Raw genomic sequence first — 17477 nt, forward strand, 5'->3', positions numbered from 1 at the left:
AATGACCGAAAGGTGGCGGGGGCCGATGGCACAAGCTATTGCCCGTGGTAAGCTGCCTTATCTTCTACAGAGATCTGTTAACTGTGAACTTACTCACTATGAGTACTGAAATTCTATTTGTTTTCCTGTTTTCTTTGGCTTTTCTCTTTGTTGCCCGCAAGGCGGCAAAACGTATTGGTCTGGTAGATAAACCCAATTATCGCAAACGCCATCAGGGGCTGATTCCTCTGGTCGGCGGTATTTCCGTTTATGCCGGATTGTGCTTCGCATTTTGGATCTCCGAACAGCCTATCGCGCACGCCAAGCTTTACCTCACCTGCGCCGGCATTCTGGTGTTTGTGGGCGCGCTCGACGATCGTTTTGACATCAGCGTTAAGATCCGCGCCCTGGTGCAGGCGTTGGTCGGCATCGCCATGATGGTGTTCGCCGGTCTGTATCTGCGCAGCTTCGGCCATGTGCTGGGCGACTGGGAGATGTTGCTGGGGCCGTTCGGCTATTTGGTGACGCTGTTCGCGGTATGGGCGGCGATCAACGCCTTCAACATGGTCGATGGTATTGATGGCCTGCTGGGTGGGCTGTCATGCGTTTCCTTCGGCGCGCTGGGTCTGTTGCTGTACCTGAGCGGTCACCATGAGATGGCGTTCTGGTGCTTTGCGATGATCGCCACCATCGTTCCCTATATTTTGCTCAACCTCGGCATCCTCGGCCGCCGTTATAAGGTGTTCATGGGGGATGCCGGCAGTACCCTGATCGGCTTTACCGCCATTTGGCTGCTGTTGCAAAGCTCGCAGGGCAAGGCACACTCGATTAACCCGGTGACTGCGCTGTGGATCATCGCTATTCCGCTGATGGACATGATAGCAATCATGTATCGTCGTTTACGCAAGGGGATGAGCCCCTTCTCTCCCGATCGTCAACATATTCACCACCTGATCATGCGCGCCGGCTTTACGCCACGGCAGGCTTTCGTATTGATCACCCTGGCGGCCGCATTGCTGGCGGCGGTGGGCGTGATCGGCGAACGCCTGACTTTTATCCCTGAGTGGGTTATGTTGGCATTATTCTTGCTTGCATTCTTCCTGTACGGTTACTGCATCAAGCGCGCCTGGCGGGTTGCGCGGTACATTAAGCGTATCAAGCGCCGGCTGCGGCGTTCGGGCGATAACAAGCAAGTACCTTAACCAGAGACCAGAGGCTTTTTGGCTGTGATGAATCCAGAAACAACGTCTGACAAGCATACCCCGGCGGTGGATAACGAACTCGATATCCGCGGCCTGTGCTGCACCCTGTGGCGCGGCAAACCGTGGATAATCGGCATTGCGGTGCTGTTCGCGGCGGTCGCGCTGATCGTCTCTTATCTGGTTAAGCAAGAATGGAGCGCGACCGCAATCACCGACAAACCCACGGTGAATGCGCTGGGCGGTTACTACTCCCAGCAACAGTTCCTGCGCAATCTGGATGTGCGCACGTTGCCGGCGACGGCGGGCGATCAGCCGAGCATCGCGGATGAAGCGTACAATGAGTTCATCATGCAACTGGCGGCTTACGATACGCGTCGCGATTTCTGGCTGCAGAGTGATTATTACAAGCAACGTCAGGAAGGGGATGCCCGCGCCGATGCGGCGCTGCTCGACGAGCTGATCAACAACATCCTGTTCACGCCGCGTGACGACAAAAAAGTCCCGAACGACGGCGTGAAGCTGACGGCGGAAACCGCCGCGGACGCCAACCGCCTGCTGCGTCAATACGTGGCTTTCGCCAGCCACCGTGCTGCTCTGCACCTGAACGAAGAGATCCAAGGGGCATGGGCCGCTCGCACCACCTCGATGAAGGCGCAGGTCAAGCGTCAGGAAGCGGTGGCAGAGTCGGTTTACAAGCGCGAGCTGAATACCACGCAGCAGGCGCTGAAAATCGCTGAAAGCCAGGGGATTAGCCGCACGCAAACCGACACTCCGGCCGAGCAACTGCCGGATTCGGATCTGTTCCTGCTGGGCCGGCCAATGCTGCAGGCACGTCTGGAAGGCCTGCAGGCCTCCGGCCCGACCTACGATCTGGATTACGATCAGAACCGCGCGATGCTGGCGACGCTGAACGTTGGCCCGACGTTGGATGAGAAGTTCCAGACCTATCGTTATTTGCGCACGCCGGAAGAGCCGGTAAAACGTGACAGCCCACGCCGGGTATTCTGGCTGATTCTGTGGGGCGCGATGGGCGCTTTGGTTGGCGCGGGTGTTGCCTTGGCGCGTCGGCCGCGTAGTTAAAAAATAATATAATAATCTGATGCAGGGCGCGTGAGCTCCCCATTCGCAGGCGGTGCCTGCGATTAACCGACCAAAAGAGATTCGCTGTGAAAGTGTTGACTGTTTTCGGCACCAGACCTGAAGCCATTAAAATGGCGCCGCTGGTACATGCACTGGCCCAGGATGAGGCCTTTGACGCAAGAGTCTGCGTAACGGCACAGCATCGTGAGATGTTGGATCAGGTATTGCGGTTGTTTGAGATCACGCCGGATTACGACCTGAACATCATGAAACCCGGCCAGGGGCTAACGGAAATCACCTGTCGCATCCTGGAAGGGTTGAAAGGGGTGCTGGAAGACTTCAAACCGGACGTGGTGCTGGTGCACGGCGATACCACCACCACGCTGGCGACCAGCCTGGCGGCGTTCTATCAACGCATCCCCGTTGGGCATGTCGAGGCCGGGCTGCGTACCGGCAATCTGTATTCTCCCTGGCCGGAAGAGGCCAACCGCAAACTGACCGGCCATCTGGCGATGTACCATTTCGCGCCAACCGAGAACTCGCGCCAGAATCTGTTGCGCGAGCTGCTGCCGGACAACCGCATTTTCGTGACCGGCAATACGGTAATCGACGCGCTGTTCTGGGTGCGCGACCGCGTGATGAGTGATGCTGCGCTGCGCGCGGGCCTGGCACAGCGTTACCCGTTCCTCGACGCCGACAAGAAACTGATCTTGGTCACCGGCCATCGCCGCGAAAGCTTTGGCGGCGGCTTTGAGCGGATTTGCAGCGCGCTGGCGGAGATCGCCAGCAATCACCCGGAAGTGCAGGTGGTGTATCCGGTGCATCTCAATCCAAACGTCAGTGAGCCGGTGAATCGCATTTTGAAAGGCATCGACAACGTCATGCTGATCGAACCGCAGGATTATCTGCCGTTTGTCTATTTGATGACCCAGGCTTACATGATCCTGACCGATTCCGGCGGCATTCAGGAAGAGGCGCCCTCGTTAGGCAAACCGGTGCTGGTGATGCGCGACACCACCGAACGCCCGGAGGCGGTAGATGCGGGCACGGTGCGTCTGGTCGGCACCGACGTGGCCAAAATTGTTGAAGCGGTGACCCGGCTGTTGACGGACGAAAGCGAATATCACGCGATGAGTCGGGCGCACAACCCGTACGGTGACGGGCATGCCTGTCAGCGTATCCTCGAAGCTTTAAAGAATCATCAGGTGAAACTATGAGTTTTGACACTATTTCGGTTATCGGCCTGGGTTATATCGGCTTGCCAACGGCGGCGGCGTTTGCCTCCCGCAAGAAAAAAGTGGTGGGTGTAGATGTTAACCAACATGCGGTAGATACCATTAACCGCGGCGCGATCCACATCGTCGAGCCGGATCTGGATAAAGTGGTCAAGGACGCCGTCGACGGCGGGTTCCTGCAGGCGGTGACCAAACCACGGGCGGCCGATGCGTTCCTGATCGCAGTGCCTACGCCGTTCAAAGGCGATCACGAGCCGGATCTGGCCTATGTCGAAGCGGCGGCGAAATCGCTGGCGCCGGTGCTGAAAAAAGGCGATTTGGTGATCCTTGAGTCCACTTCGCCGGTGGGCGCCACTGAACAGATGGCGGAATGGTTGGCGCAGGCGCGCAGCGATCTCAGCTTCCCGCAGCACGCGGGTGAAGCGGCGGACGTGAATATCGCCTACTGCCCGGAGCGCGTGTTGCCGGGGCAGGTGATGGTGGAGCTGATTCAAAACGACCGCGTGATCGGCGGCATGACGCCGAAGTGCTCGGAGCGCGCCAGCGCGCTGTACAAGATTTTCCTCGAGGGCGAATGCGTGATCACCAATTCGCGCACCGCCGAGATGTGTAAGCTGACGGAAAACAGCTTCCGCGACGTGAATATCGCCTTTGCCAACGAACTGTCGCTGATTTGCGCCGAGCAGGGGATTAACGTCTGGGAGCTTATCCGCCTGGCAAACCGCCATCCGCGGGTGAATATTCTGCAGCCGGGGCCGGGCGTCGGCGGTCACTGCATTGCCGTCGATCCGTGGTTTATCGTGGCGCAGAATCCGCAGCAGGCGCGCCTGATCCACACCGCACGCCTGGTGAACGACGGCAAACCGCTGTGGGTGGTCGACCGTGTGAAAGCGGCGGTGGCCGATTGCCTGGCCGCCACCGACAAGCGCGCGTCCGAGGTGAAAATTGCCTGTTTCGGCCTGGCCTTCAAGCCGAATATCGACGATTTGCGTGAAAGCCCGGCGGTAGAGGTGGCGCACCTGATCGCCGAATGGCACGTCGGCGAAACGCTGGCGGTGGAACCGAACGTCGAACAGTTGCCGAAGTCGCTGGCGGGCCATGTGACGTTGACGCCGATTGCCGAGGCGTTGCAGCAGGCCGATGTGATCGTGATGTTGGTCGATCACCAACAGTTCAGGGCCATCCGGCCGGAAGATGTAAAACAAACATGGGTTGTTGATACCAAAGGAGTATGGCGTTGAAACGTATTTTAGTTACCGGTGGTGCCGGTTTCATTGGCTCCGCAGTTGTGCGGCACATCATCGAGGCCACCGGCGACAGCGTGGTGGTGGTGGATAAGCTGACCTATGCCGGTAACCTCGAGTCGCTGGCGGTGGTGGCCGAGAGCGAGCGCTATGCTTTTGAGCAGGTCGACATCTGCGATCGCGCCGGGTTGGATCGGGTATTTGCCCAGTATCAACCGGATGTAGTGATGCACCTGGCGGCGGAAAGCCACGTCGATCGTTCTATCGACGGCCCGGCGGCCTTTATCGACACTAACGTGGTTGGCACTTACACGATGCTGGAAGCGGCGCGCCATTACTGGCAGCCGTTGGCGGCGGAGAAGAAGCTGGCTTTCCGTTTCCATCATATCTCCACCGACGAAGTGTACGGCGACCTGCACGGCACCGACGATCTGTTCACCGAAACCACGCCCTATGCGCCGAGCAGTCCGTATTCCGCCTCCAAGGCGTCGAGCGATCATCTGGTGCGTGCCTGGTTACGCACCTACGGTTTGCCGACCCTCGTGACTAACTGTTCGAATAACTACGGTCCTTATCACTTCCCGGAGAAGTTAATTCCGTTGGTGATCCTGAATGCGGTAGCCGGCAAACCGCTGCCGGTATACGGCAACGGCGCGCAGGTGCGTGACTGGTTGTATGTCGAGGATCACGCGCGTGCGCTCTATCAGGTCGTGACCGAAGGCGTGGTGGGCGAAACTTACAATATTGGTGGCCACAACGAGCGCAAGAATATCGAAGTGGTACAGACCATTTGCGATCTGCTGGAGGAACTGGCGCCAAACAAACCAGAAGGCGTGGCGAACTACCGCGATCTCATCATTTACGTGAAGGATCGCCCGGGCCACGACATGCGTTATGCCATCGACGCTAGCAAAATCGATCGTGAGTTGGGCTGGCGGCCGCAGGAAACCTTCGAAAGCGGCATTCGCAAGACGGTAGCCTGGTACCTGGCTAACGAAACCTGGTGGCGCCGGGTGCAAGACGGTTCTTATGCCGGCGAGCGTTTAGGGTTGTCAGATTAATTTAACGCCGCGTCGCTCTGCGGCGGCGCGGCGGTTTTTGGAGTAAGTATGAAAGGTATTATTCTGGCTGGCGGTTCCGGTACGCGTCTTCATCCGATCACTCGTGGCGTGTCCAAGCAACTGCTGCCGATTTATGACAAGCCGATGATCTATTACCCGATGTCGGTACTGATGCTGGCGGGGATCCGCGACATTTTGATCATCTCGACCCCGGAAGATCTGCCGTCCTTCGAACGTTTGTTGGGTAACGGCGAACAGTTCGGCGTCAATCTCAGCTACGCTGCGCAGCCTAAGCCTGAAGGTCTGGCGCAGGCGTTTCTGATCGGCGAGGAGTTTATCAACGGCGATTCTTGCTGCCTGGTGTTGGGCGATAACATCTTCTTCGGCCAATCTTTCAGCCCGAAATTAAAAACCGTCGCGGCCCGCACCGAAGGGGCCACCGTGTTCGGTTATCAGGTCATGGATCCTGAACGCTTTGGCGTCGTGGAGTTTGACGGCAACTTCCGTGCGCTGTCGATCGAAGAGAAACCGAAGAAACCGAAATCCGATTGGGCGGTGACCGGTCTGTACTTCTACGATAGCCAAGTGGTGGAGTTTGCCAAGCAGGTGAAGCCTTCTGAGCGCGGCGAGCTGGAAATCACCAGCATCAACCAGATGTATCTGGAGCGCGGTGAACTGACCGTCGAGCTGTTGGGACGCGGTTTCGCCTGGTTGGACACCGGGACTCACGACAGTCTGCTGGAAGCCAGCAGCTTCGTGCAGACGGTAGAAAAACGCCAGGGCTTTAAAATCGCCTGTCTAGAGGAAATTGCCTGGCGCAACGGTTGGCTGGATGACAAGGGACTCAAACGTGCCGCCAACGCCTTGTCGAAAACCGGTTACGGTAAGTACCTGTTGGATCTGCTGCATGTGCGTCCACGCCACTATTGAGCCTTTGGCGTGGGAAAGCGAGTTTTTCGCGCTAGACAGCGCGAAACTCAGCTTCTCCTCCTCGGCTCCGGCGCTTGCCGAAGCCGATCTGGCGGCTTATGCCTTGGTGCAGGCCAAAGTCCCCGCTCAGCACCTTGCGTTGGCGGACGGTCTGGCTGATTTGGGATTTCGCCTGGTTGAGGGCGAGGTCGATCTGGTTCTGGCTCTTGAGCATGATCACGTGGTTGAACCGGGTTTCGTCGCCCAGACGTCCCGCCTGGCGGCAGAAGCCGATATCCCGGCATTGCGCACCGCGGCGGCTCAGGCGTTCACCGTCAGCCGCTTTCGTACCCCCTGGTATCAACCTGATGACAGCGGCCGGTTTTATGCTTTGTGGATCGAAAAGGCCGTTCTGGGCACCTTCGATCATCAGTGCCTGTTGGCGCTGGACGAACAGGGGCGGCCAGAGGGATTTGTCAGCCTGCGTGACATTGGCGGCCAGGAAATGCGTATCGGCCTGCTGGCGGCTTTCCCCGGCGTATCAGGCCGGGGCATTGGCACTCGGCTGATGACTGCGGCGCTGGCCGAATGTCGGCGGCAAGGAATGCAGCGCCTGCGGGTCGCGACCCAGACAGGCAATATCGCCGCATTACGACTCTATCAACGACAGGGTGCCGTGATTGAAAGCACCGCGTACTGGTTATACAGAGGTAGACATGATTCCATTTAACGCTCCACCGGTTGTTGGCACTGAACTGGAATATATGCAGGCTGCCATGGGCAGCGGCAAATTGTGCGGCGACGGCGGCTTTACCCGTCGCTGCCAGCAGTGGATGGAACAGCGTTTCGGCAGCGCGAAAGTGTTGTTGACGCCTTCCTGCACCGCGTCGTTGGAAATGGCCGCCATCCTGCTGGATATTCAGCCGGGTGACGAAGTGATCATGCCGAGCTTTACCTTCGTTTCAACCGCCAACGCCTTTGTGCTGCGCGGTGCCAAAGTGGTGTTCGTCGACCTGCGGCCGGACACCATGAACATCGACGAAACCAAAATCGAAGCGGCGATCACCGATAAAACCCGCGCGATTGTGCCAGTGCACTATGCCGGCGTTGCCTGCGAGATGGATACCATCATGGCGCTGGCGAAGAAATATAACCTGTTCGTGGTGGAAGACGCCGCGCAGGGTGTGATGTCGACCTACAAAGGCAAGGCATTGGGCACCATTGGCCATATCGGCTGCTTCAGCTTCCATGAAACCAAAAACTACACCGCCGGCGGCGAAGGCGGCGCGACGCTGGTGAACGATCCGGCCCTGATCGATCGGGCGGAAGTCATCCGCGAGAAAGGCACCAACCGCAGCCAGTTCTTCCGTGGCCAGGTCGATAAATATACCTGGCGCGACATCGGTTCCAGCTATTTGATGTCTGACCTGCAGGCCGCTTACCTGTGGGGCCAGCTGGAAGTGGCGGAACGCATCAACCAGCGCCGTTTGGCACTGTGGCAGAAGTACTACGACAGCTTCCTGTCGTTGGCAAAGGCCGGCCGCATCGAACTGCCGAGCATCCCAGCCGACTGCGTGCATAACGCGCACATGTTCTATATCAAGCTGCGTGATATCGAAGAGCGCACGGCCTTTATCGACTACCTGAAGGAAGCCGAAATCATGGCCGTGTTCCACTATATCCCGCTGCATGACTGCCCGGCCGGCGAACAGTTTGGCCGCTTTGCCGGCGAAGATCGTTACACCACGCAGGAAAGTGCGCGTCTGGTGCGCTTGCCGCTGTTCTACAATATGTCTGATGTCAATCAGCGTACGGTAATCAATACCATCCTGAGCTTCTTTGCCTGATATGTCGTTGGCAAAAGCATCGATATGGACCGCCGGCTCCACGCTGATCAAAATTGGCGTGGGGCTCTTGGTGGTGAAACTGCTGGCGGTAGCGTTTGGCCCCAGCGGCGTGGGGCAGGCGGGTAACTTTCGCCAGTTGATCACCGTGCTGGGCGTGCTGTCCGGCGCGGGTATTTTTAACGGTATAACCAAATACGTTGCGGAGTACCATCAGGATCCGCAGCGTTTGCGCCTGGCGGTCGGTACCGCGTCGAGCATCGTGCTGGGCTTTTCGACCTTGCTGGCGCTGGTGTTTCTGTTCGCCGCCGAACCGATCAGCATCGGGCTGTTCGGGCATGCCGATTACGTCGGCGTGGTGCGCGCCGTCGCTTTCATTCAGATGGGCATCGCCTACGCCAACCTGTTCATGGCGGTGCTGAAAGGCTATCGCGACGCGATGGGCAATGCGCTGGCGGTGATCGGCGGCAGCCTGATCGGCGTGGTGGCATATTACCTGTGCTTCAAGCTGGGTGGCTATGAAGGCGCGCTGGCGGGGCTGGCGCTGGTGCCGGCGTTGGTGGTGCTGCCGGCCGGGCTGATGTTGTGGCGGCGCAAAACGCTGCCGCTGCGCTATTTGGCGCTGCGCTGGGACAAACGGGTGGCCGGTAACCTCGGCAAATTCACCGTCATGGCGTTGATCACCTCGGTGACGCTGCCGGTGGCCTACGTCATGATGCGAAACCTGCTGGCCGCGCATTACGGCTGGGATGAGGTGGGGATCTGGCAAGGCGTCAGCAGCATTTCCGATGCCTATCTGCAGTTTATCACCGCCTCGTTTACCGTCTATCTGCTGCCGACGCTGTCGCGGCTGACGGACAAGGGCGCCATCTCGCGGGAGATCGTGCGCTCGCTGAAATTCGTGCTGCCGGCGGTAGCGGCAGCGAGCTTTACGGTCTGGGTGCTGCGCGATTTCGCTATCTGGCTGCTGTTCTCGGATAAATTCGTCGCCATGCGCGATCTGTTTGCCTGGCAACTGGTGGGCGACGTGCTGAAAGTCGGGGCTTATGTGTTCGGCTATTTGGTGATCGCTAAAGCGTCGCTGCGCTTTTATATCCTGACGGAAGTCAGCCAGTTTCTGCTGCTGACGCTGTTCTCGCACTGGCTGATCCCGCAGCACGGCGCGCTGGGTGCGGCTCAGGCCTATATGGCAACCTACATCGTGTATTTCGCGCTCTGTAGCTGCGTGTTTCTTATTTATCGTAGACGAGTATGACCATACTGATTCACGTTCTGGGATCCGATATCCCGCATCATAACCAGACGGTGCTGCGCTTCTTCAACGACGTGCTGGCGCCGCGTCTGCCGGCTGAGCAGACGCGGCATTTTATGGTGGCGGCCAAGGATGTGGCGGCACTGGGGGATTTCCCCGCCCTGAATATTGAGCCTTACGCCGATAAGAAAAGCCTGGCGGCGGCGGTGATCGCCCGCGCCCAGGCCGATCGCGCTGCACGCTTCTTCCTGCACGGCCAGTTTAATCCGGGGCTGTGGCTGGCGCTGCTGAGCGGCAAGATCAAGGCACGTCAGGTCAGTTGGCATATTTGGGGCGCCGATCTGTACGAAGACGCCACCAGCTGGAAATTCAGGCTGTTTTATCTGCTGCGCCGCATTGCCCAGGGGCGGGTGGGGAATGTATTTGCTACCCGCGGCGACGTGATTCACTACCAGCAGCGCCATGCGCGGGTACCTGCCTCGCTGCTGTACTTCCCGACCCGCATGGATCCGGCGCTGACCGACGTTCACGTCGAGAAAAATCTGGCCGGGCCGATGACGATTCTGGTGGGCAACTCCGGCGATCGCAGCAATCGGCATATCGAAGCACTGCAGGCGATCCATCAGCAGTTCGGCGCCGACGTGCGCGTGATCCTGCCGATGGGCTATCCGGCCAATAACGACGCTTACATCGAGCAGGTGCGTGCCGCCGGATTGCCGCTGTTCGGCGAGAAAAATCTGCAGCTGCTCACGCAGCAGGTGGCATTTGAAGACTATCTCAACATCCTGCGCGCCTGCGATCTCGGCTATTTCATTTTCAATCGCCAGCAGGGGATAGGCACCCTGTGCCTGCTGATTCAGTTTGGCGTACCTTTCGTGCTCAGCCGGCAAAACCCGTTCTGGCAGGACTTGGCGGAACAGCACCTGCCAGTATTGTTCTACGGCGATTCTCTCGACGAGGCGGTAGTGCGCGAAGCGCAGCGTCAGCTGGCGGCGGTAGATAAACAGGCGATCGCCTTCTTCAATCCGAACTATGTCGACGGCTGGCAGCAAGCTCTGGCGCTGGCGGCGGGAGAGCACTCATGACGTTGGCGCAATTCGGCGGCCTGTTCGTCGTCTACCTGGTCAGCCTGACGTTTATTCTGACGCTGACCTACCAGGAGTTTCGGCGCGTGCGCTTTAACTTCAACGTCTTCTTCTCGCTGCTGTATTTGCTGACGTTTTATTTCGGCTTCCCGCTGACCTGTCTGCTGGTGTTTCAGTTTGACGTCGAGGTGGTACCGGTGGAGTTTCTGCTGTACGCCTTGCTGTCGGCGACGGCGTTTTACGCCATCTATTACGTCACCTACAAGACCCGGCTGCGCAAGCGCCGCTCTCAGCCGCGTGTGGCGCTGTTCACCATGAACCGGGTGGAAACCCATATGACCTGGGTGCTTCTGGCCCTGGTGGCGATCGGGACCGTGGGTATCTTCTTCATGCAGAACGGCTTCCTGCTGTTCAAGCTCAATTCCTACAGCCAGATCTTCTCCAGCGACGTGTCCGGCGTGGCGCTCAAACGGTTCTTCTACTTCTTCATTCCGGCGATGCTGGTGGTCTATTTCCTGCGGCAGGATCTGCGCGCCTGGTTCTTGTTCCTGGTGGCGACGGTGGCGTTCGGCATTCTGACCTACGTCATCGTCGGCGGCACCCGCGCCAATATCATCATCGCCTTCGCGCTGTTCCTGTTTATCGGTATCGTGCGCGGCTGGATCACGCTGTGGATGTTGGCGGCGGCGGGCATATTCGGTGTGGTCGGCATGTTCTGGCTGGCGTTGAAGCGCTACAGCCTGGACGTCAGCGGCGCGGAAGCGTTTTATACCTTCCTTTATCTGACCCGCGATACTTTCTCGCCGTGGGAAAACCTGGCGCTGCTGCTGCAAAATTACGACAAGATCGATTTCCAGGGCCTGGCGCCGATCTTGCGTGATTTCTACGTCTTTATCCCAACGTGGCTATGGCCGGGCCGGCCGGACGTGGTGCTGAACTCGGCCAACTATTTCACCTGGGAAGTGCTGAACAACCACTCCGGGCTGGCGATATCCCCGACGCTGATCGGTTCGCTGGTGGTGATGGGCGGCGCGCTGTTTATCCCGCTCGGCGCGATTCTGGTGGGCATGATCATCAAGTGGTTCGACTGGCTGTATGAGTTGGGCAAAACCGAGCCGAACCGCTATAAGGCGGCTATCCTGCAAGGATTCTGCTTCGGCGCGGTGTTCAACATGATTGTGTTGGCGCGCGAAGGGGTGGATTCATTCGTGTCGCGCGTGGTGTTCTTCTGCATTATTTTCGGCGCCTGTCTGGTGCTGGCGAAGTTGCTGTATTGGCTGTTCGATACCGCCGGGCTGATCAAGGCCAGAGTGACGCGCGCCCGCGCGCTGGCCTCTCCCCCACGGGCGGACGGTCTTTTGTAAGGGTAATGAGAACGATGGAAACAAAGATTTCGGTGCCGCAGTATGAGCTGCGCGGTTTCAGCCTGTGGGGCTTTCGCGATATGGCGCACTGCATGGACTTTCTGTTCGACGGCGGCCGGGTCAAACAGGGCACGCTGGTGGCCATGAACGCGGAAAAGATCCTGAAGGCGGAAGAGGACCCGGCGCTGCATGCGTTGCTGGATGAGGCGGAGTACAAGTACGCCGACGGCATCAGCATGGTGCGCTCGATTCGCCGCAAATACCCGGCGGCGGACGTTTCGCGCGTTGCGGGCGCCGATCTGTGGGAAGCCTTGATGCAGCGCGCCGGTCGTGAAGGCACGCCGGTCTTCCTGGTCGGCGGCAAGCCGGAGGTGCTGGCGGAAACCGAGCAAAAGCTGCGCAGCCAGTGGAATGTCAACCTGGTGGGTAGCCAGGATGGCTATTTCAAACCGGAGCAACGTGAGGCGCTGTTCGAGCGTATTCGCGCCAGCGGTGCCGCTATCGTGACGGTGGCGATGGGATCGCCGAAGCAGGAGATCCTGATGCGCGACTGCCGCAAGGTGCATCCGCAGGCGCTGTACATGGGCGTGGGCGGCACCTACGACGTCTTTACCGGCCACGTGAAGCGTGCGCCCAAGGTGTGGCAGAACCTCGGTCTGGAGTGGCTCTACCGCCTGCTCAGCCAGCCCAGCCGCATCGGCCGGCAGTTGAAGCTGTTGAAGTTTGTCGGCTACTACTACAGCGGCAAGATGTAACCTCTACATCCGGGGCGGAAAGTGCTGTTCCGCTCCGGTCTGCTGTACCAATAATCTGCTTTTGCACGTTTCTCCCGCATATCTATAACCCCCAGCCCTAAACGCAGCCGCATTTATTCCATAAAGTTTTAAATTGCGGTTTGCTTATAGCGGCGAAATGCGAAACGATACCGCCCGGAAATTATCCCCGGCCGCTGAAGCCTGATGCGACAGCGCTGAACGATGTTCTTCTCACGGTAACTTCGCTCCGACTACCCGTTGATGCCAACCCGAACGGCAGGGGATGATTTATTCTTTTAATAATGACAATAACGACCGGCAGCGGCCGGCAGGCAAACACAACCCGAGAAAAATTATTGAGGATTTATGGCACACAAAGAGAAACCGCAAGGGCTACACCGGGGCCTTGAGGCCCGGCACATCGAGCTTATCGCTCTGGGGGGCACCATCGGCGTCGGCCTGTTTATGGGTTCGGCCAGTACGCTGAAATGGGCCGGGCCGTCGGTGCTGCTGGCTTACATCATCGCCGGGCTGTTCGTGTTTTTCATTATGCGTTCGATGGGGGAGATGCTGTTCCTCGAGCCGGTCGCCGGGTCGTTTGCCGTTTACGCGCATAAGTACATGAATCCCTACTTCGGTTACCTGACCGCCTGGGGTTACTGGTTTATGTGGATCGCCGTTGGTATTTCTGAGATCACCGCCATCGGGGTGTATGTGCAGTTCTGGTTCCCGGAAATACCGCAGTGGGTGCCTGCACTGATCGCCGTGGCGATGGTGGCGCTGGCCAACCTGGCGGCGGTGCGCCTGTACGGTGAGCTGGAGTTCTGGTTCGCCATGATCAAGGTCACCACCATCATCGTGATGATTCTGGTGGGGCTGGGGGTGATCTTCTTCGGTTTCGGCAACGGCGGTGAGCCTATCGGTTTCGCCAATCTGACGGCGCACGGCGGTTTCTTTGCCGGTGGCTGGAAAGGCTTCCTGTTTGCGCTGTGCATCGTGGTGGCGTCCTATCAGGGGGTTGAGCTGGTAGGCATCACCGCCGGGGAAGCCAAGAACCCGCAGGTGACGCTGAAACGCGCGATCAACAATATCCTGTGGCGCATCCTGATCTTCTATGTCGGCGCAATCTTCGTCATCGTGACCATCTTCCCGTGGAACGGCATCGGCACCACCGGCAGCCCGTTTGTGCTGACCTTCGCCAAGATCGGCATCGTCGCCGCCGCCGGCATTATCAACTTTGTGGTGCTGACCGCCGCGCTCTCCGGTTGCAACAGCGGCATGTACAGCGGCGGCCGCATGCTGTACGCCCTGGCCAAGAACCGCCAACTGCCGGCGGCGTTGACCAAGCTTTCCGCCAGCGGTGTGCCGGTGAACTGCATCGCCGTCACCATCGCCTGTCTGTTGGTGGGGTCCGCGCTGAACTACATTATCCCGAATCCGGAGCAGGTGTTCGTGTATGTCTACAGCGCCAGCGTGCTGCCGGGCATGGTGCCGTGGTTCGTGGTGCTGATAAGCCAGCTCTATTTCCGCCGTGCCCATAAGGAAGCGATCAAAACCCACAGCTTTAAGTCGATCATGTTCCCGTATGTGAACTATCTGACCATCGCTTTTCTGGTTTGCGTGTTGGTCGGCATGGGAATCAACCCAGATACGCGAATTTCCCTGCTGGTCGGGGCGATTTTCTTAGCCGGCGTCAGCCTGTGCTACTTCGCTTTCGGTATGCATAAGAAACATCATCCGGCTGAAAATCGGGTAGAAACGCGGCAATAAACGGTGAAAAGGGGCTACGGAGTGCGCTTTCCTGCGCAGGAGTGAGCAAAGCGTAATCAAACGCAACATTTCTGCGAAAAAGCACTAGACAGGATTGGCGTAAATCCGTAGTATCCCCTCCCGCAACGGCGCTACGCGCCCGTAGCTCAGCTGGATAGAGCGCTGCCCTCCGGAGGCAGAGGTCTCAGGTTCGAATCCTGTCGGGCGCGCCATTAAGTTTGTGCGCAGGAGCTGCGGTGGTAATATTACCGCGTGAGTAAGAAGAAGTAGTAATGGTGGCTATAGCTCAGTTGGTAGAGCCCTGGATTGTGATTCCAGTTGTCGTGGGTTCGAGTCCCATTAGCCACCCCACTTCCTAACGAAGTGAAGATTTAGCAGTATTTTGTGACAGTGCGAAGGTGGCGGAATTGGTAGACGCGCTAGCTTCAGGTGTTAGTGTTCTTACGGACGTGAGGGTTCAAGTCCCTCTCTTCGCACCACGCAAAATATCTGATAAATATAAGATTTATATGGACAACGGTCTGATAAATCGAGTAGTATGAGCAACACAAATCGGCGAGTAGCGCAGCTTGGTAGCGCAACTGGTTTGGGACCAGTGGGTCGGAGGTTCGAATCCTCTCTCGCCGACCACATTCGAAAAACCTGCTTTTTAAAGCAGGTTTTTTTTCGTCTGCGGTTTATGAGGATGAGTACCTCCGCAGGAGGTTCGAGCCTCGCGAAGCGAGACAACGTTGCTTTAGCAACGGCCCGCAGGGCGCGCATCAACGATGCGCGTAATCCTCTCTCGCCGACCACTTTCAAAGAAACCGACGCAAGTCGGTTTTTTTACATCTGCCGTTTATGAGAGCAAGTTTTCTCAGCATGACGAAGCTAATACCGACAAGCCCGTGCAGCAATGCGCGGTTTTTTGCGTATCGAAGGATGGGCATTTTGTCTCTGCTGGCAAGCGTGTTGGTTTTCAGCGACAACGCCATCCAGCGCTGTCGTCAGGTTGAGACAAATAATTCATTGATTTAAAAAGATAAAGTTGGCTTTGGCTTAAGTCGTCGTTTTGAGGCGACATCCTGATAACGGCCGCTGGCAAGGAATGCCAGGAAGTGGTTTGCAACGCAAAGGATGGAATTAAATAAAAATCAATATTTTCAATATCTTGAATTCTATTTTCTTATGGGGATGGACTCAATATAAAAGTTGGCACGCCAAATGCTATATCTATAGCGTAGATGCTCATTCCACCTCTTATGTTCGCCTTAGGCTTCATAAACCCTGGGAATGACGCAGAGCCGATTTAGGGTGCCTATCGCCCACGAGAACGATGACTAACCCGTCATCACGCTCAGGGCAGAACGTTGAGTGAGGCACCGCCCCTGTTGTCCTAGACCTGATTGCTTCTTTATACACTTGCCATACGGCAAGTGTTTTTTTTGCGCCACAGAAAAACCCTGAGCAAAAAAAAAGCGCGGCATCGGGGCCGCGCTCTTCTCTCTCGGGCAGGGCGTTATTCGCCGCCGTTCTGTTTCAGCGTCAACATCAGCCCCTCACGCCGCATCTGCGCCGCTTCATCCGAACGATGCAGTTTCTCCAGCGTATCGGCCAGCCAGGCGTAATCGTAGGCGTCCGGACGCTGTTTCAGCGCTTCGCGGAAGGCGTCGGCCGCTTGCTGCCACTCGCCGTGCTTCATCAGCAGTTGCCCCAGCGTGCTGTTTAACAGCGGCGTCGCGCCGTGTTGTTTCATCTGCTGACGCAGCGCTTTCTCAAGCTGCTCGGGGTTGCCGGACTTCAGCCGCGGCAGCAACAGCACCAGGCGCTCGTCGTATTGGCGCTTCAGGCTGTCGAGCACAATCTCCTGCGCCAGCTCGTGGTCGTTGCATTCGATCAGGTGTTCCACCATCGCGATTTGCAGCGGCACCTCGTGACGCGTCTTGCGGCTCTGATCTTTCCACCAGCGCTTCAGGCCTTCACTGCCTTCGTCCGCCATCGCCTGATTCATCAGACCGATGTAAGCCTGCTGCTGCAACGCCTGCAGCTGCTCTTCGCTGTGCAGTTCGATTTTACGCATCGACGGCAGCACTTCCAGCAGCGACGCGTAGGCGCCGGTGCGCAGATAGGCTTGTTCCGCCAGGCGCAGCACTTCCGGATGGCGCGGCGCCTGGTTCAGCAGGCGATCGACGCCGTGGCGCGCGGCGTGGTTCTCGCCCTGCGCCAGCTGGATGCGAACCCGGGTGATATCCACCGGCAGCTGATCGGTGTCGGCGGCTTCGGCGGCGCGTTCCAGATATTGATTGGTACGGAAGTCATCGCCGCGTTGCTGCGCGGCCTCGGCGGCCAGCAGGTAGTTCACCACCGGCTGTTCAGCGTGATCGGCGTTGCGCGTCATCAGCTTCTCAACCTGCTTATAGTCGCCTTCCGCCAGTTTGATCAGCGCGGCTTTGGTTTGCTGGCGCGCGCGGGTGCGCTTGCGGCCGATAAACCAACCGCGCGTGCGGGCGCCGGTACGGAAGATGCGGCGCAGGATCCACTCGATCGCCAGCAGCACCACGAACAGCAGCACCAACATGATCACCAGGCCGGTGACGCTGGTTTCGATATTGTAGTTATCGGTCTGGATCAGCACGTAGCCCTGATGCCCGGCCAACATCGGCCCGAGCACCACGCTGGCGATCACCACCAGGAACAGAAATAGCACGCGTAACATGG

Annotated in this window: 14 protein-coding genes, 4 tRNA genes and 1 other RNA gene; 18 read left to right on the plus strand and 1 reads right to left on the minus strand. The window is 58.1% G+C overall.

Annotated elements, in window-relative coordinates; translation table 11 throughout:
- The first annotated feature begins 83 nt into the window (after nucleotides 1-83).
- The 18 genes from wecA to ACMGGW_RS23615 all read left to right on the plus strand — a co-directional run bounded on the left by wecA (nucleotide 84) and on the right by ACMGGW_RS23615 (nucleotide 15574).
- A complete protein-coding gene (gene wecA / locus ACMGGW_RS23530; protein ID WP_025304855.1) occupies nucleotides 84-1181 on the plus strand; it encodes a UDP-N-acetylglucosamine--undecaprenyl-phosphate N-acetylglucosaminephosphotransferase in 1098 nt (365 codons plus the stop codon).
- Nucleotides 1182-1208: 27 nt separating this feature from the next.
- On the plus strand, nucleotides 1209-2261 hold the full coding sequence (gene wzzE / locus ACMGGW_RS23535; RefSeq protein ID WP_033631474.1) for an ECA polysaccharide chain length modulation protein: 1053 nt from the start codon (nucleotides 1209-1211) through the stop codon (nucleotides 2259-2261).
- Nucleotides 2262-2347: 86 nt separating this feature from the next.
- Nucleotides 2348-3478, plus strand: a complete 1131-nt coding sequence (gene wecB / locus ACMGGW_RS23540; RefSeq protein ID WP_043142254.1) for a non-hydrolyzing UDP-N-acetylglucosamine 2-epimerase — start codon at nucleotides 2348-2350, stop codon at nucleotides 3476-3478.
- Nucleotides 3475-4737, plus strand: a complete 1263-nt coding sequence (wecC, locus tag ACMGGW_RS23545) for a UDP-N-acetyl-D-mannosamine dehydrogenase (RefSeq protein WP_049203647.1) — start codon at nucleotides 3475-3477, stop codon at nucleotides 4735-4737. The genes wecB and wecC overlap by 4 nt, the downstream gene beginning before the upstream one ends.
- On the plus strand, nucleotides 4728-5801 hold the full coding sequence (rffG, locus tag ACMGGW_RS23550) for a dTDP-glucose 4,6-dehydratase (protein WP_197832514.1): 1074 nt from the start codon (nucleotides 4728-4730) through the stop codon (nucleotides 5799-5801). Before wecC ends, rffG begins: the two co-directional genes overlap by 10 nt.
- A gap of 48 nt (nucleotides 5802-5849) precedes the next feature.
- Nucleotides 5850-6731 carry a glucose-1-phosphate thymidylyltransferase RfbA gene (gene rfbA / locus ACMGGW_RS23555; protein ID WP_043142249.1) on the plus strand — a complete coding sequence of 294 codons (882 nt, stop codon included), beginning with the start codon at nucleotides 5850-5852 and terminating at the stop codon, nucleotides 6729-6731.
- Nucleotides 6709-7440: a dTDP-4-amino-4,6-dideoxy-D-galactose acyltransferase gene (rffC, locus tag ACMGGW_RS23560; RefSeq protein ID WP_043142245.1), complete on the plus strand. Its 732-nt coding sequence runs from the start codon at nucleotides 6709-6711 to the stop codon at nucleotides 7438-7440. The genes rfbA and rffC overlap by 23 nt, the downstream gene beginning before the upstream one ends.
- On the plus strand, nucleotides 7427-8557 hold the full coding sequence (rffA, locus tag ACMGGW_RS23565) for a dTDP-4-amino-4,6-dideoxygalactose transaminase (protein ID WP_049203642.1): 1131 nt from the start codon (nucleotides 7427-7429) through the stop codon (nucleotides 8555-8557). Before rffC ends, rffA begins: the two co-directional genes overlap by 14 nt.
- Before the next feature lies 1 nt (nucleotide 8558).
- Nucleotides 8559-9809, plus strand: coding sequence for a lipid III flippase WzxE (wzxE, locus tag ACMGGW_RS23570; protein WP_025304863.1), 1251 nt, complete (start codon nucleotides 8559-8561; stop codon nucleotides 9807-9809).
- Nucleotides 9806-10891 carry a TDP-N-acetylfucosamine:lipid II N-acetylfucosaminyltransferase gene (locus ACMGGW_RS23575; RefSeq protein WP_141997004.1) on the plus strand — a complete coding sequence of 362 codons (1086 nt, stop codon included), beginning with the start codon at nucleotides 9806-9808 and terminating at the stop codon, nucleotides 10889-10891. The genes wzxE and ACMGGW_RS23575 overlap by 4 nt, the downstream gene beginning before the upstream one ends.
- On the plus strand, nucleotides 10888-12255 hold the full coding sequence (wzyE, locus tag ACMGGW_RS23580; RefSeq protein ID WP_049295057.1) for an ECA oligosaccharide polymerase: 1368 nt from the start codon (nucleotides 10888-10890) through the stop codon (nucleotides 12253-12255). The genes ACMGGW_RS23575 and wzyE overlap by 4 nt, the downstream gene beginning before the upstream one ends.
- Nucleotides 12256-12269: 14 nt before the next feature.
- On the plus strand, nucleotides 12270-13010 hold the full coding sequence (wecG, locus tag ACMGGW_RS23585) for a lipopolysaccharide N-acetylmannosaminouronosyltransferase (protein WP_025304866.1): 741 nt from the start codon (nucleotides 12270-12272) through the stop codon (nucleotides 13008-13010).
- A gap of 366 nt (nucleotides 13011-13376) precedes the next feature.
- Nucleotides 13377-14780, plus strand: a complete 1404-nt coding sequence (thrP, locus tag ACMGGW_RS23590) for a bifunctional threonine/serine APC transporter ThrP (protein ID WP_025304867.1) — start codon at nucleotides 13377-13379, stop codon at nucleotides 14778-14780.
- Between the two features lie 135 nt (nucleotides 14781-14915).
- Nucleotides 14916-14992, plus strand: a tRNA-Arg gene (locus tag ACMGGW_RS23595).
- A gap of 63 nt (nucleotides 14993-15055) precedes the next feature.
- Nucleotides 15056-15131, plus strand: a tRNA-His gene (locus ACMGGW_RS23600).
- 41 nt (nucleotides 15132-15172) lie between these two features.
- A tRNA-Leu gene (locus ACMGGW_RS23605) sits at nucleotides 15173-15259 on the plus strand.
- Between the two features lie 74 nt (nucleotides 15260-15333).
- A tRNA-Pro gene (locus tag ACMGGW_RS23610) sits at nucleotides 15334-15410 on the plus strand.
- 35 nt (nucleotides 15411-15445) lie between these two features.
- Nucleotides 15446-15574, plus strand: a non-coding RNA gene (locus ACMGGW_RS23615) — RtT sRNA.
- 704 nt (nucleotides 15575-16278) lie between these two features.
- On the opposite strand, the gene hemY is transcribed toward ACMGGW_RS23615, so the two are convergent.
- Nucleotides 16279-17475, minus strand: a complete 1197-nt coding sequence (gene hemY, locus ACMGGW_RS23620; RefSeq protein ID WP_004934228.1) for a protoheme IX biogenesis protein HemY — start codon at nucleotides 17473-17475, stop codon at nucleotides 16279-16281.
- Nucleotides 17476-17477 lie beyond the last annotated feature (2 nt).

It is taken from the genome of Serratia sp. BNK-4 (genome assembly GCF_048685115.1).
Lineage (GTDB): Bacteria > Pseudomonadota > Gammaproteobacteria > Enterobacterales > Enterobacteriaceae > Serratia > Serratia bockelmannii.

What these genes read in the sequence shown, in the direction of transcription:
- wzzE (WP_033631474.1), top strand. Translation starts at nt 1,209, where the DNA reads ATGAATCCAGAAACAACGTCTGACAAGCATACCCCGGCGGTGGATAAC.
- wecC (WP_049203647.1), top strand. Translation starts at nt 3,475, where the DNA reads ATGAGTTTTGACACTATTTCGGTTATCGGCCTGGGTTATATCGGCTTG.
- rffG (WP_197832514.1), top strand. Translation starts at nt 4,728, where the DNA reads ATGGCGTTGAAACGTATTTTAGTTACCGGTGGTGCCGGTTTCATTGGC.
- rfbA (WP_043142249.1), top strand. Translation starts at nt 5,850, where the DNA reads ATGAAAGGTATTATTCTGGCTGGCGGTTCCGGTACGCGTCTTCATCCG.
- rffC (WP_043142245.1), top strand. Translation starts at nt 6,709, where the DNA reads ATGTGCGTCCACGCCACTATTGAGCCTTTGGCGTGGGAAAGCGAGTTT.
- rffA (WP_049203642.1), top strand. Translation starts at nt 7,427, where the DNA reads ATGATTCCATTTAACGCTCCACCGGTTGTTGGCACTGAACTGGAATAT.
- wzxE (WP_025304863.1), top strand. Translation starts at nt 8,559, where the DNA reads ATGTCGTTGGCAAAAGCATCGATATGGACCGCCGGCTCCACGCTGATC.
- ACMGGW_RS23575 (WP_141997004.1), top strand. Translation starts at nt 9,806, where the DNA reads ATGACCATACTGATTCACGTTCTGGGATCCGATATCCCGCATCATAAC.
- wzyE (WP_049295057.1), top strand. Translation starts at nt 10,888, where the DNA reads ATGACGTTGGCGCAATTCGGCGGCCTGTTCGTCGTCTACCTGGTCAGC.
- wecG (WP_025304866.1), top strand. Translation starts at nt 12,270, where the DNA reads ATGGAAACAAAGATTTCGGTGCCGCAGTATGAGCTGCGCGGTTTCAGC.
- thrP (WP_025304867.1), top strand. Translation starts at nt 13,377, where the DNA reads ATGGCACACAAAGAGAAACCGCAAGGGCTACACCGGGGCCTTGAGGCC.
- hemY (WP_004934228.1), bottom strand. Translation starts at nt 17,475, where the DNA reads ATGTTACGCGTGCTATTTCTGTTCCTGGTGGTGATCGCCAGCGTGGTG.